The organism is Polynucleobacter sp., from assembly GCF_030693775.1.
Classification (GTDB): domain Bacteria; phylum Pseudomonadota; class Gammaproteobacteria; order Burkholderiales; family Burkholderiaceae; genus Polynucleobacter.
The window spans coordinates 102,716-116,088 of record NZ_JAUXZY010000002.1 but is presented as its reverse complement, the minus strand read 5'-3'; the positions used below and the strand labels follow the sequence as shown (position 1 = coordinate 116,088).

The window sequence follows — 13,373 nt, the reverse complement described above, 5'->3', positions numbered from 1 at the left end:
GTGGCAATGTGCCAACAAATGCATCCTGAGATGAGTGCTAGTCAATGTAAGGCGATGCATGACAAGATGCAGGGATCAGGCGCAGGCATGGGGGCTATGGGTGGCATGGGCGCAATGTCTCATGACCATGGCGCTAGTGGTGGTCATGATCATGCCAGCGAAAATTCTAGTGTTGGACAGCCGGGTATTGCAGCCAAAGTAAATCGAACAATTAGAGTTCGCATGACAGACAACATGAGATTTAATCCTAGCAGTATTCAAGTCAAGCAAGGCGAAACTATCCACTTTGTAGTCAAGAATCTGGGTAAAACAAAACATGAAATGGTGCTTGGTACAGATCAAGAGCTACAAGAGCACTATAAGCAGATGATGAAGTTTCCAGAAATGGAGCATGCCGAGCCAAACATGGTTACCTTAGGCGCTGGTCAAACAGGTGAAATTATTTGGCAATTTACGAAATCTGGAAAAGTGCAATTTGCATGCCTACAACCAGGCCATTACGATGCGGGAATGAAGGGATCAATTTCGGTAGCTGGACCTAAATCTGTTTCACCAGCACAGAAAGGGGACGGCCATGGCTCCCATCAACATTAATTTAACAAGAAGGGCTATAGCAATGGGATTGGTGCTAGTGCCGTTTGCATCCAGTGCTGTCAGTGAAAAACCATTGATCACAGTATGGAAGAGTCCAACTTGTGGCTGTTGCAAGGATTGGATTTCGTATGTGGAGAAAAATGGCTTTGCTACTAAAGTGATCAGCGATGGTAATGACCAGATTAGAAAGAAGATGGGCATGCCCATTCAGTTTGGGTCTTGCCATACCGCAGTCATTGATGGTTATGCAATCGAAGGCCATGTCCCGGCGAGGGAAATTAAGCGTTTATTGGCCGAGAAGCCCAATGCTGTGGGGATTGCTGTACCAGCGATGCCCATAGGCTCTCCAGGAATGGATGGTCCTGAGTATGGATCTAGAAAAGATCCTTATGACGTTTTATTGATCTCCAAAAATGGTCAATCCCAAATTTATCAATCTTATCGATAGGAATTTAATAATGAACAATCTAAAAAAATATTTGAGTGTTATTTTTCTACTATCAGGAGTAATCTTGACTCATGTAGCAAGCGCCCAATCTACTGGTGCATATACGGCTGGTCAGGTACGCAAAGTTGATTTGGAGCAAGGCAAAGTCACCATTCGTCACGAGGAAATCAAGAATTTAGATATGCCCCCAATGACCATGATTTTTAACGTGAAAAACAAAACTCTTTTAAATGGTCTTAAGTCTGGAGACCAAGTGGAATTCGTAGCATCAAGCGAAGGTGGAAAGCTGTATGTCATCGAATTAAAAAAAGGAGACTGAATATGAGTCAAATTCATTTAAATGTGGCCGGCATGACCTGTGGCTCTTGTGTCAAACACGTTACCAAGGCGCTTGAATCTTTAGATGGCGTTTCAAATATCCATGTTGACTTGCAAAACGGCAAAGTGCATTTAGATAGGACGAGCTGGATGAGTGATGATTTGATTTATGCGCTTAATGAGGGTGGTTATCCATCTTCTTTAGATCTTGATGGCGGCGTTCAGGCGCCACAGAAAAAATCTGGTGGTTGCTGTTGTGGTTAACACTCTCTTTAATTCCCAATTTTTTAGACATCTAAAAAGGTGACTGTTCTTAAAGACTCAAACTTCAATTAAGTAAAGGAGTAACAAATGCGTAAATATCTTATCGGTCTGTTGGCAATAGCAGCGGTATTGTTATCAGGTTGTGGGTATAACCAAATTCAGTCCCAAGATGAGCAGGTAACTTCTAGCTGGTCTGAGGTATTGAATCAATATCAGCGTAGAGCCGACCTGATTCCTAATCTAGTAAGCACGGTCAAAGGCGAAGCTAAGTTTGAGCAAGATACTCTAACTAAGGTTGTAGAGGCTAGATCTAAAGCGACCTCAATTCAAGCTACTCCTGATTTGGTAAACAACCCAGAAGCTTTTCAGAAATTCCAGCAAGCGCAAGGACAGCTCACTTCGGCTTTATCCAGACTATTAGTCGTTTCAGAAAATTACCCGAGCTTACGAGCAAATCAAGGGTTTAGAGATTTGCAAGCGCAACTAGAGGGCACTGAAAATCGCATTACAGTTGCTCGTAATCGTTACATTAAATCTGTACAGGATTACAACGTCACGATTCGCTCATTCCCATCTAACTTAACAGCAATGATGTTTGGCTATAAGGCTAAGGCTAACTTTACTGTTGAGAATGAGAAAGAGCTGGCTTCTCCTCCTAGTGTTTCATTTGATACGCCAGCAGCGAAATAATTGGAGTATCTTCCGTGACCCGTTTTTTCCAGTTCCCCAAACGTCTCTTAGCTTTACTATCGGTTTTGGCGCTGCTTTGCTTGCCTCAGTTTTCTGTGGCGCAGCAGGCGGTACCGGCTTTATCGGGGCGAGTAATTGATCAAACGGGCACTCTTACACCGGCTCAGGTCAGCTCTCTAGATCAAACCTTAAGTAACTTTGAGGCTCAAAAGGGTAGTCAGATTGTCGTCTTGATGCTGCAATCTACCGCTCCTGAGTCAATTGAGCAATATGCAATTCGCGTAGCGGAGCAATGGAAGATTGGGCGCAAAAAAGTCGATGATGGTGCGATTCTGATTATTGCTAAGGCTGATAGAGCACTTCGGATTGAGGTGGGTTACGGCCTTGAAGGTGTATTAACTGATGCAACTAGCAAGCGAATCATCGACCAAATCATTGTGCCCCGTTTCAAACAGCAGGATTTTTATGGCGGCATTACGGATGGCCTAAACGCTGTGATTAGCGTGGTTGATGGTGAGGCGTTACCAGCGCCAAACCCAACTAATACAGAAATGCGTGACCCCGGGGATATTCGTTCGTTTTTACCAATCATTTTTATTGTGGCTTTAGTGCTTGGTGGAATCTTACGATCGATGCTCGGCAGGTTACCTGGATCCCTAGTTACTGGAGGATTTGTAGCTCTTATCGCCTGGTTTATGTTCGGTGCGTTTTCTATGGCCTTAATTGCCGGTGTTGTGGCATTGGTCGTTGCTCTATCCGGAATGGGGTTGGGTAGACATGGCTTTGGTGGCTATAGCAGTGGAGGCCATGGTGGAGGTGGTGGATTTAGTGGTGGCGGTGGCGGCTTTGGTGGCGGTGGCTCCTCGGGGAGATGGTAAGCATGAATATGAATCGATTAATAAAACATCTCTGGTCTCATAGTCGCAAGGTAGAGAAATGCTTTTCCAAGGAAGATCTTGCCGCAATAACAAATGCGATTCGAGATAGTGAGGCTCAACATTCGGGTCAAATCTGTTTTGCCGTGGAAGGTGCCCTGGATACGCTTGCCTTGTTAAAAGACTTAAGCCCTAGAGATCGTGCAATTGAAGTCTTTACCAATCTCAGAGTTTGGGATACCGAGCACAATAATGGGGTGCTCATTTATATTTTATTAGCCGATCATGCTGTAGAGATAATTGCCGATAGAGGCATTCATTCAAATGCGGATGCCAGTGCGTGGGATGTTATTTGTCATGAGATCGAATCCAAATTTGCGCTCAATGAATATCAGGCTGGCATTTTGTCTGGAATTGAAATGGTGAGTCAACTATTGCAAAGTCAATTCCCAGGTAAATCATCTTCAGATAATGAAATCCCAGATACGCCAGTTTTAATGAATTAGGTAAACAAGGATTTGCAATGAGTAAGCACAATGAGAACAATCATCATGAGCATGGACACGATCACTCCCATCACGAACATTCTTCAGATGAAAATTCCTTGAAGGATCCTGTTTGTGGGATGACGGTCACTTCTCAGTCTAAGCATAGTTACTCGCTTAAGAATATTGCGTATTACTTTTGCAGCAATGGTTGTAAAGAAAAATTTATTGGAGCGCCCAGCAAGTATCTAGATGGGGGACTAAAGGACTCAGAGTCGCCTGCTTCGGTGGCCGGCACAATTTATACCTGCCCCATGCATCCGCAAATTCGGCAGAATCAACCAGGTAATTGCCCAATTTGTGGAATGAGTTTAGAGCCTCTGTTGCCTGAATTAGAGGAAGAAGAAAATCCAGAATTAGTTGATTTTCAAAGACGATTTTGGTGGACGCTGCCTTTGACGACAGTGGTGACTGTCCTTGCGATGTTTGGCCATAAACTTAATCTACTTGAGTCTCAAACCCAAACCTGGGTTGAATTATTCCTATCCTTACCAATTGTTTTATGGGCAGGATGGCCATTCTTTTATCGTGGCTGGCAATCCATAGCCAATCGCAGTCCAAATATGTGGACTTTGATTGGATTGGGAACAGGTGCTGCATTTTTGTATAGCGTTGTTGCTACGGTAGCTCCACAAGTATTTCCTGCTTCCTTTATGTCTATGGGCAGGATTGGTGTGTATTTTGAGGCAGCCGCCGTCATTATTTCATTGACTCTGCTTGGTCAGGTGTTGGAACTAAAGGCACGTTCACAAACTTCTGCGGCAATTAAATCCTTGCTGGGCTTAGCTCCTAAAACAGCTAGAAGAATTAAGGGCGATGGATCTGAGGAAGATATTCCTTTATCAAATGTTCATATTGAAGACTTATTGAGGGTGCGCCCAGGTGAAAAAGTGCCTGTTGATGGCGTCATTGTTGAAGGCTCTAGTGCGCTTGATGAATCCATGCTTACCGGGGAGCCATTGCCAGTTACTAAGCGTATCGGTGATCGTGTGATTGGAGCAACGATGAATACCAATGGCGCATTGATTATTAAAGCCGAGCGTGTTGGTTCATCAACCATGCTGGCTCAAATTGTGCAAATGGTAGCTCAAGCCCAACGCTCCAGAGCACCAATGCAGCGAATGGCAGATATTGTTGCGGGATATTTTGTAGTAACGGTTGTAGCGATAGCTTTACTGACTTTTTTCATTTGGGGGATCTTTGGCCCCGAACCAAGTTGGGTCTTTGGTTTAATCAATGCGGTTTCGGTATTAATCATTGCTTGCCCTTGTGCCCTAGGTCTTGCCACGCCAATGTCGATTATGGTTGCTACTGGTAAAGGGGCGACAAAGGGAATTTTGTTCCGCGACGCTGCGGCCATTGAAAATCTTCGTAAGGTGAACACCCTCATTATTGATAAAACAGGCACCTTAACAGAGGGTAAGCCAATTTTTGATAGAGTTATTCCTGCGCCCAGCTTTGATGGTAATGAGGTCTTAAAGCTTGCAGCAAGTCTTGATCAGGGCAGTGAGCATCCTCTTGCCGATGCGATTGTTCGTGCTGCAAGAGATGGTAATTTGCCCCTGGAGAAACCTGAAAACTTTGAATCTAGTTCAGGAATTGGAGTTCAAGGTAGCGTTGGCTTGTTTCATTTGGCGTTGGGTAATACTGCATTGATGGATAAGCTGGGAGTTTCTGTTGATATTTTGAAAGCCCAAGCAGAGGAGCTCCGCTCTGAAGGCGCTAGCGTGATGCATTTAGCTATCAACGGAAAGCTTGCTGGACTTTTAGCTGTCTCTGATCCTATTAAGGCTACTACGCCAGAGGCTTTGCAAACCTTAAGAGAGGCGGGATTGCGAATTGTGATGGCAACTGGAGATGGATTAACAACTGCTAAATCTGTTGGCAAGCGCCTTGGGATTGAAGAGGTCTATGGAGAGGTTAAGCCAGCAGATAAGCTCGAATTGGTAACTCGACTACAAAATGAAGGTCGGATTGTTGCAATGGCAGGTGATGGCATCAATGATGCTCCAGCTTTAGCAAAAGCCAATGTTGGTATTGCTATGGGCACCGGTACTGACGTTGCTATGAATAGCGCCCAAATTACTTTAGTTAAAGGTGATCTCAGAGGTATTGCGATTGCTAAGTCGCTTTCAGACGATACGGTAGGCAATATGAAGCAAAACCTAGTGTTTGCGTTTCTTTATAACGCACTGGGCATTCCTATTGCTGCTGGTCTCTTATATCCTTTCACTGGATGGTTACTCTCACCATTAATTGCTGCACTTGCCATGAGCTTGAGCTCAGCCTCGGTCATTACAAATGCGTTACGTTTAAGGAGAAATTAATCATGGAAAAGTCATTTCATCCATTCTCTGAGTTATTCCTTCAATTAGGACTACCTTCTGATGGTAATAGTATTAAGGCATTCATTGATCGGCATGCTCCTTTAGATGAAGCGATTGAATTAGCGGATGCACCATTGTGGACACCATCTCAAGCAAGGCTTCTTCGTGATGAGTTGCTTTTAGATGCTGATTGGGCCGAGATTGTGGATCAGTTAAATAAAGCCTTACGTTAAGCAGGTCGCTCAGTTTTGGGTGAGAGTTAGCGTACTCAGATTATTGAATTGATGGTCTGCTTTGGGTCGGAGTCTGCCTACCAGATATCCACACATGAAATGTCGGTTTACTCGACAAATTTTCCGATCGACCTTCCTGAAATCTGAAGTTAAGCTACAAGTGTCTCGAAACACGACACTTGAGTGCAAAATCTAAACCAGCTTTTCTTCAAATCTAGTGCATCCCAGTCTGCTGATGTAATTCACCTCCACCGAGGTTTAGTAAGTCTCTTTAAGCGATCAGGCAGCAATCAATGGCAATGCCGCTTTAGGTTGCCCAATTGTCAGTGGCACTCCATGAGCACTGGCCAGGCGGATCTTGAAGAGGCCAAGCATGCCTCTATAGCGCTTTATGAGCAGACCATGGCTAAGATTAGTCAGGAATTGAGCCTCAAATCCAAGTCATTTAAGCAGTTAGCTGAAGAAGATCTCGTGGTGATGGACGTTGCCAATAAAGAAGGTAATGGCAAAGCCATCTTTAAGGATTACAAATTTGTCCTCAATAAATACCTCATTCCATTTTTTGGAAAATTCCAGCTAAAGGAAATCACCCCAGAGCTGGTTAAGGATTTTGAATCTTGGCGCTCATCACAGATGGGTAGAGATCCCCAGGCAAGTACAAAACGCACCCATGCTACGACCTATAACCGGGTAGTTGCTCTAGCAAGAGAGCAAAACCTCATTGCCGATAGTTATCGGGTGCCTTTATTGGATCCCCATGGCTCTCCCAGTCAAGCAAGACCCGCCTTTAGTAAGGAAGAGATCGCTCAATTATTGGGCTATATGCCTAGCTGGGAAAAGGTTGGCAGATCATCTCGCACCAAGGAGATGAGGCAACTATGTCGCTCCTATGTCGAATTCTTGCTTTACACAGGAGCTAGGCCCGGAACCGAGCTAAAGCCCATGCGCTGGAAGCATTTGCAATGGCATTGGATTGGCGATCAGCGGTATCTTAAGGTTTGGCTTTCCGGTAAAACAGGACCTCGATATTTAATTGCTAAAAATTTGGTAGTGGATTGCTTGGAAAGATTAATTGCTTGGCATCAATTGCCATATAAAGACCTTAATGAAGTCATTGAGGCCAGGTTAGATCGTCTGATATTTACTTTCCCAAGAGGGGTTCAGCCCTATAACTTTAATCCTCAGTTTGAGAATCTCTTAAAAGAATGTAATTTACTCAAAGATGTAGCGGGGCGTAATCGTAGCCTGTATAGCCTACGCCATACCTATGCCACATTTGCACTAGCTGAAGGTATTGATATACACACCCTAGCTAGGCAAATGGGTACCTCGACATTAATGATTGAGCGTCATTACTCAAAACTGACCCCAATGATGGCAGCCGCTAAGTTGGCTTAGATCTCAAACTTCCCGATATGCAATTCTTCGCATAAAAAACTTTCAATATCTGCCCGTAGCTCAACCTGTTTTCCTCCATTGATGATGTCCGCAATAAGCTGGGGAAAATCATCGTTTGATATGTGCCTGGAATCGGATAATGCTTGATACCGATCTCTGGATTTAGTGTAGTAGTAAAGCGCCTCGTTAAATAAGGCTTCCATTTCATGAAGATCAAGTAAGGCACTTAAAGCTGCGCGAATGCATAAAGCTGAATTCTTATTCATGAGCCAATAGATGGAGCAATCTTTATCAGCCAGGCTAGTGGCAATAAATTCGACATGCTTTAGATTGCCGATGACCATATAGGATCGATTTGGGCCGGTAAAGTTGAGATACCCATCCAAAATTTTGATGGCATCAAGCTCAGAATCAATTGTCCCAATTGGTTTTGAATGCCCGCGTATATAGATCTTCTGTGAAGATGAGCTAATCATCTGAAAGTATTCTTGATCTATGCCATGGTTTGGAGTGTCAAAAACAAAGACTGTTCTTGGGTAGCGCATATTAATTCCTTATAAGTACTAGCCACTAGGGCTAGTACTGGTGTGGTCAAGCAGCCATCAAGGGGTTAATCGGCTCTGGGATAGGTGCCAGCTCAATAATTCCGCCAGGATTGCTTGGAGGATTTCGTACCGATCTAACAAAGTCTTCAAGACGCTCCAATAATTTACGATTGCTAGAGCTTATTTGTAATTGCGCTGATAGGACTTTGAGTAGCTGATCATCTGGTAGGGCAATACCTTCTTGCTGCAAGATCCACTGTGCTCGGGAAAGCCAGTCTTTTGCTGTTACTGGAGGCACAGCCAAGCAGTTGCTGCGATCACGTAAGGCAATGTCGACTTGATCGATGTAGTTCGTTGTAAAGATGAACTGGGTATGACCGATCATGTCATCGATTACATCTCTAAAAGCTATTGCTGCTTTGGGGGTGAAGTTAATTTCATTAGAAATGATGTAGTTGCGTTTTTGATCATTGATCGTAAACACCTGATAAAACATAGTTTGATCACCAAACGCCTGTATGACATCATTGATGGAATTAAATTCCACCGCTTTAAGACGGGTAACTTCTGCCTTTTTACTTTCGATGGCATCAGGCAATAAATTGGCAATGGTAGTTTTCCCAGTTCCAACCCCGCCGTGAAGGATGAGGGGCTTTAAGTCGCGATCGTTGATGTAGTCAGATAGCCTATTTTTAAGGGTTTGGCTGCCTATAACTACATCATCGAGACGAGTTGGGGCGTATTTGAGTGCGAAGCTCATGGTAATTCCTTTCTGATTGGGTAAAAGCAGGGGTGAGCCAGTAAGTGCTACACCCCTGTCAAGGCTTGCAAAGGCTTAAGCCATTTCTTTAAAGAAGGCTTGATTGGCTGCTTCAGTAATCGCCGCTTGCGCTGCGAGTTCTGCCTGGGCTTTGACATGCTCCTCGACCTTGTTGAGCAATTCTTGCGCGATCTTGCGAATCGCCTGCTCAATCATGGCGCCAGACGAACCCGGAACAACGCTTAAGACCTGCGTTTGACCGCTAGCTAGCATCTTGCCAATTAACAAGGTGTACTCAGCAGAGTCGGCTGGGTGGGCTAAGGCAGTTTTTGGCACCAACGCTAAGGGGTGTTGCAGCTGGCTAACAAGCAATTGCTTAACCTCTGACACCTTGTTATCAAGCTGACTACGTTTTTTGATAGTTTCATCAGTAATGCCCTTGGTGCTGGCCACTTCCTCAACGCCGCCTACTTTGGTTACCCATTCGGCAAAATTGCCAACAGATACCGCTTCTTTGGCTGCCACTCGTAATGCACGTGAATAGGCGCTTGCTCTGCGACGCTCGGCATTAAACACGTACTTGACGATCAAGGTTAGTACTGGAGTGCTGGCTTGTACTTTGATGCCACGACCTTCTAGGTTGGCTTTAATGCCTTCTAATACAACCTTCTCAGCAGGGCTACCCTTGATCTCGTAATACATACCAAGACACTCTGAGAGAAGGGCATAAAGACCCTTATTGGATTTGTCGTAAAAGTCCCGTTGCCAGACTTGACGACGGTTTGCTAGTGCATCGAGTTTTACCAATGTCGCGCTAGCGATTTCATGCTTCTGATTTGCTGTGATTCTCATGGTGTTGCTCCTTCAAGTTATAAAATTACCAACACGTTTTAGCGAAAGTGCTGATGAAACTTTTTGTGTTGATGGAGTCACTGTATATTTTTGGGATTTTTCGAACAAATCACCGCGTTGTTTTATTTCCTTGACAGAAAATTCCGAAAAATCAAAGCCTCATGAACAGGGGCTTGTAGGGCAATTTTAATTTTGAGAAAAAATCATCAAAAAACTCTGTTTGAAGAAATTTAATAAAAATGATATTGAAATTTGACTAAGAAGACAGCAACAAATTAGCTCGAAAATCCGGCCGGTTTATAGAGATATTTTTACTAGGAGATTATGGCTTTTTGAATATCGATTAAGAACTCATAAGGCATTGCTTTATAAGATCGACGATAGGGATGTGAACTAGTTTTTACTTGGCGGAAATAACTTGATTTTTGCTAAAACAAGCAGATTTTTAGGTCTTTTAGCCGATCTTGCTCTTCTTTTAGCTCCTATATATACTTAAGCCATGCAAAGCGTTAAACCTAATCTTTCCCTCTCCATGCGTGTTTTAGCACGCAAAGCTGATGCTGAGAAGTACGAAAAACTTGGTAGGTTGCATCGTCACGCTCTGATATTACTTCGATCTGATCGTCGTAATGATGTAGTACATCAAGCTGAAGTTCGTATTCGGATGTGGGAGGAAAAAGAGTTATGTAGTCGTTTTTACATTGACTCCTGGAGAAGATTGATAAATGCCGACCCGTCCGAAATGGAGCAAGAGGTTTGTGGTGACGCTCCTCAGGCACATGCGCTTGCACAAAATTCCCCATTTAGCTTTCTGATGAAAGAAGTTCGTTGAATCTGAATCATATTCATCACGTATTAACTGAAGCTAAAAAGATTACCAATCACACTGACTACGTCATTATTGGTAGCCTGACCGCCCTGGGTCTTGAAGTTCCTCCTCCAGATGAGATGGTTAGATCTATTGATGTCGATATGTATCCAAAAGATGATCCAGCTCGCGCAGGTGAGATTGCTGCGATTATTGGTCAAGGTAGTGCGTTTGAAGATGAATTCGGTTATTACGTAGATGCAGCCAGTCCAGACTTACCAACGCTGCCTGATAGCTGGGAGGACCGCTTTGTGGTTCACGACTTTGGCAATGTGCGGGCGTTATTTCTTGAGTTAAATGACGCTGCAATCTCCAAATATGCCCGGGGTGAAATTAGGGATCGCATTTGGATTAAAGAGGGCTTAAAAGCTGATTTACTTTCAATGCCCACCATTGAATATCGCTTACGTCAAACCGCTTTCTTGGATGATTTCGAAGAAAAATCGGTTAAGCAACGTGTTGCCGAAGATAAGACATCACTCAATTTAGAGTAATGCCTTACTTTATATTAGATAAGCTCCACAGCATTTCTCTTTTGTTCATCATTCACATCGATATATCTTTGCGTTACGGCAATCGATCTGTGACCAGCAAGACTGGCTAAGATTCGCACGCCGATGCCTTTATTAGCCAAAGTTGTGATGAAAAATTTTCTTCCCGAGTGGCTACTACCGCCGCTAATTCCCACATTCTTGTACAGCTGATGAAACCATACGCATAAGCCATTGGGGCTAAAGCGTAAGCGATGATCGGTATGAAAGAAGGGAATATCAGCGCCTTTGGCGTGTCTTGTTGTTAAGTAGTTGGCCAACTCTGTTTGTAGTCGCTGAGAAACAAATACGGTTCTGGGGTATTTGCCTTTGGTCTGCGCTGCCGATAGTCGAATCTCGTTTTTAATGGTGCCATCGGGGTTCACTACGTCTCCCATGGTTAAAGATGCGATCTCCGCAACGCGAAGGCCTGCGAGAAAACTGGTAAGAATGATTGCGCGATCACGCAAAGCATATTTTTTGGTGCTGACGTAGTCTAGAACTTGATCAAGTTCGGCTTGAGATAAGGTTTTTGCTTGTGCCATTTGGTTTTCCTGTCATAAATAAAATGTGCGTTTTAAGTATGTTTCCTTAACGGGAAAAGGTCGACCTCAGTTTGTTTACTAAGTGTCGTGTAACAAGACAAAAAGACCTTCCAAGAATCAATGACTTACAAGACTGGGCTAAGAATATGTGAATATTCTTAGCCTGATTCTTTCTATAAGTATTTAGCTAAATCTTCTAAATATCGTGGGATTTAGACGACAAAACCCCACGAAGCTAGCTAACACCTCAAATCACTGGACAGCGTATTTTTGTAGGTTCTCAAGTGCTTGCTTATATCCCCCGGCAAACACGCCATTTGTAGACGGTTTTTGAGGTGAATTTAGCTCAGACTGTGTAGTAGCTATTAGTGCTGGAGTGGGTTTGCCGGGAATTCTGGCAATACAGCTGCGGATAGGCAATTCCCAGTAATCCTTTATTCCGTGCCCTGAATCTTTAATTTCAATATAAATTCTGCTGTAGTTCATATCCAAAGACGCATAGCCTTCAACTGCGCTTTTGATCCCAGCTTCATAGCGATATATCCAGCTCATTAATACTCCGTCTTCATTTGTGGGGATGTTCTTGAGGCGATTGGCCATTTCCACATGCACTGGACTCTTTGGAAAGTGGAACCATGCTTCAACTTCCTCAAAATCTACTAAATACTTGGCATAGGGACTGGGGATTTCTAATGTGCCGTTGTAGATGGCTTTGCGATATTGACCTTTGCCGAAGGTTGTTCCATACATTTTGTTTTCCCATAAGCGGGCTGTGATTTCTTTCATTTTTAATCTCCTTGAATGTTGAAAGGAGTCGCGGTGTTGCTTGAGATGCAGGGAGTAGCAGAGACAAAAGATAGTTGCTGTTGCTTGAGTTGCTGTTCAGAGCTACTCATTTGTCCCAAATACAGCAACTAAAGCAACTCCTATTTGCAACTGCAACTTATTTCTTAGTCGCATCTCAATGCAACTCATTACGCGACTCGTAAATATTTAGCCCTTGTTAATAAAAACCGTATTTTTTATGTCCAAAATGAGCCGATTTTCTAATTAGGAAAAAAGAGGTCGACCAAAACTCCATACCGAAAACACACTTAATGAGCCCATTAACTACATAGGAGAATTAAATGAGCCAATTAAGTCATCTCAAACTAGTCGCAGTCAAAAAGCCTCGTAATATGCCAGTAATTGTTATACGTAGGAATAAGCTGGGATCCAAGCTGTGGGAGCAGATCCAGCTAGCAAAAAGTCAGCTAAATGGAACACCATTTGTAGTCATGAAATACAAAACTGTTAAAGATCGTGAAACAGGGATACGCAAGCAGGTTGAAGTGCCTAAGCGGATTAAACCCTGGTGGTTTCAAAGTGAAGAAGGGAAAGTCTGTGTCGCCGTGAAATATGGCAGCTGGACGCTTGAGCTAGCCAAAGGCAAGCCCAGTGTTGAAGTAGCTAGTGGAGAGGCTTTAATCAAAGCCCTGGAATCTATTAAAGCAGCTGTAGAGGCGGGAGAGCTCGATGAGCAGATTGAGACAGCTAGTGCTGGATTGCGTAGTGGATTTAGGCGTTAACAGAAAGATTTTG

The 13,373-nt window shown here is 43.7% G+C and carries 18 protein-coding genes; 13 read left to right on the top strand and 5 right to left on the bottom strand.

Annotated features, from left to right (window positions below; genetic code table 11):
- Window positions 1-87: 87 nt before the first annotated feature.
- The 10 genes from Q8M75_RS01490 to Q8M75_RS01445 all read left to right on the top strand — a co-directional run bounded on the left by Q8M75_RS01490 (window position 88) and on the right by Q8M75_RS01445 (window position 7,692).
- Window positions 88-594 carry a plastocyanin/azurin family copper-binding protein gene (locus Q8M75_RS01490; RefSeq protein WP_215350260.1) on the top strand — a complete coding sequence of 169 codons (507 nt, stop codon included), beginning with the start codon at window positions 88-90 and terminating at the stop codon, window positions 592-594.
- Window positions 575-1,042 (top strand): DUF411 domain-containing protein, encoded by a 468-nt coding sequence (locus Q8M75_RS01485; RefSeq protein WP_082784133.1) that lies wholly within the window; start codon window positions 575-577, stop codon window positions 1,040-1,042. Before Q8M75_RS01490 ends, Q8M75_RS01485 begins: the two co-directional genes overlap by 20 nt.
- A gap of 10 nt (window positions 1,043-1,052) precedes the next feature.
- A complete protein-coding gene (locus tag Q8M75_RS01480) occupies window positions 1,053-1,361 on the top strand; it encodes a copper-binding protein (protein WP_015421816.1) in 309 nt (102 codons plus the stop codon).
- A 2-nt stretch (window positions 1,362-1,363) separates the two neighbouring features.
- Window positions 1,364-1,624, top strand: a complete 261-nt coding sequence (locus Q8M75_RS01475; protein ID WP_216230613.1) for a heavy-metal-associated domain-containing protein — start codon at window positions 1,364-1,366, stop codon at window positions 1,622-1,624.
- An 87-nt stretch (window positions 1,625-1,711) separates the two neighbouring features.
- The gene (locus Q8M75_RS01470) at window positions 1,712-2,314 is read left to right on the top strand and encodes a LemA family protein (RefSeq protein WP_215386697.1); all 603 of its coding nucleotides are present in this window, start codon (window positions 1,712-1,714) and stop codon (window positions 2,312-2,314) included.
- 14 nt (window positions 2,315-2,328) lie between these two features.
- Window positions 2,329-3,192: a YgcG family protein gene (locus Q8M75_RS01465; RefSeq protein WP_370624743.1), complete on the top strand. Its 864-nt coding sequence runs from the start codon at window positions 2,329-2,331 to the stop codon at window positions 3,190-3,192.
- 2 nt (window positions 3,193-3,194) lie between these two features.
- Window positions 3,195-3,695, top strand: a complete 501-nt coding sequence (locus Q8M75_RS01460; RefSeq protein WP_015421812.1) for a TPM domain-containing protein — start codon at window positions 3,195-3,197, stop codon at window positions 3,693-3,695.
- A 17-nt stretch (window positions 3,696-3,712) separates the two neighbouring features.
- A complete protein-coding gene (locus Q8M75_RS01455; RefSeq protein ID WP_216230612.1) occupies window positions 3,713-6,061 on the top strand; it encodes a heavy metal translocating P-type ATPase in 2,349 nt (782 codons plus the stop codon).
- Window positions 6,062-6,063: 2 nt separating this feature from the next.
- The gene (locus Q8M75_RS01450) at window positions 6,064-6,294 is read left to right on the top strand and encodes a DUF2789 family protein (protein WP_015421810.1); all 231 of its coding nucleotides are present in this window, start codon (window positions 6,064-6,066) and stop codon (window positions 6,292-6,294) included.
- Window positions 6,295-6,630: 336 nt separating this feature from the next.
- On the top strand, window positions 6,631-7,692 hold the full coding sequence (locus Q8M75_RS01445; RefSeq protein WP_305485420.1) for an integrase: 1,062 nt from the start codon (window positions 6,631-6,633) through the stop codon (window positions 7,690-7,692).
- On the opposite strand, the gene Q8M75_RS01440 is transcribed toward Q8M75_RS01445, so the two are convergent.
- The 3 genes from Q8M75_RS01440 to Q8M75_RS01430 form a co-directional block, all read right to left on the bottom strand.
- The gene (locus Q8M75_RS01440; RefSeq protein WP_305485418.1) at window positions 7,689-8,237 is read right to left on the bottom strand and encodes a hypothetical protein; all 549 of its coding nucleotides are present in this window, start codon (window positions 8,235-8,237) and stop codon (window positions 7,689-7,691) included. The genes Q8M75_RS01445 and Q8M75_RS01440 overlap by 4 nt on opposite strands.
- A gap of 46 nt (window positions 8,238-8,283) precedes the next feature.
- Window positions 8,284-8,997, bottom strand: a complete 714-nt coding sequence (locus Q8M75_RS01435) for an ATP-binding protein (protein ID WP_305485416.1) — start codon at window positions 8,995-8,997, stop codon at window positions 8,284-8,286.
- Window positions 8,998-9,072: 75 nt separating this feature from the next.
- Window positions 9,073-9,849, bottom strand: a complete 777-nt coding sequence (locus Q8M75_RS01430; protein ID WP_288048542.1) for a hypothetical protein — start codon at window positions 9,847-9,849, stop codon at window positions 9,073-9,075.
- Window positions 9,850-10,348: 499 nt separating this feature from the next.
- Here Q8M75_RS01430 and Q8M75_RS01425 point away from each other — a divergent pair, with 499 nt between their 5' ends.
- Both Q8M75_RS01425 and Q8M75_RS01420 read left to right on the top strand, forming a co-directional pair.
- A complete protein-coding gene (locus Q8M75_RS01425; RefSeq protein ID WP_288048544.1) occupies window positions 10,349-10,681 on the top strand; it encodes a hypothetical protein in 333 nt (110 codons plus the stop codon).
- Window positions 10,678-11,211, top strand: coding sequence for a DUF6036 family nucleotidyltransferase (locus tag Q8M75_RS01420; RefSeq protein WP_305485413.1), 534 nt, complete (start codon window positions 10,678-10,680; stop codon window positions 11,209-11,211). The genes Q8M75_RS01425 and Q8M75_RS01420 overlap by 4 nt, the downstream gene beginning before the upstream one ends.
- Window positions 11,212-11,225: 14 nt before the next feature.
- Here the strand turns inward: Q8M75_RS01420 and Q8M75_RS01415 are convergent, their stop codons facing one another.
- The gene (locus Q8M75_RS01415) at window positions 11,226-11,792 is read right to left on the bottom strand and encodes a site-specific integrase (protein WP_288048548.1); all 567 of its coding nucleotides are present in this window, start codon (window positions 11,790-11,792) and stop codon (window positions 11,226-11,228) included.
- Window positions 11,793-12,044: 252 nt separating this feature from the next.
- Window positions 12,045-12,578, bottom strand: a complete 534-nt coding sequence (locus Q8M75_RS01410) for a hypothetical protein (protein WP_305485410.1) — start codon at window positions 12,576-12,578, stop codon at window positions 12,045-12,047.
- A 341-nt stretch (window positions 12,579-12,919) separates the two neighbouring features.
- On the opposite strand from Q8M75_RS01410, the gene Q8M75_RS01405 reads away from it, so the two are divergent.
- A complete protein-coding gene (locus tag Q8M75_RS01405; RefSeq protein WP_305485408.1) occupies window positions 12,920-13,360 on the top strand; it encodes a DUF6641 family protein in 441 nt (146 codons plus the stop codon).
- The last annotated feature ends 13 nt before the right edge of the window (window positions 13,361-13,373 follow it).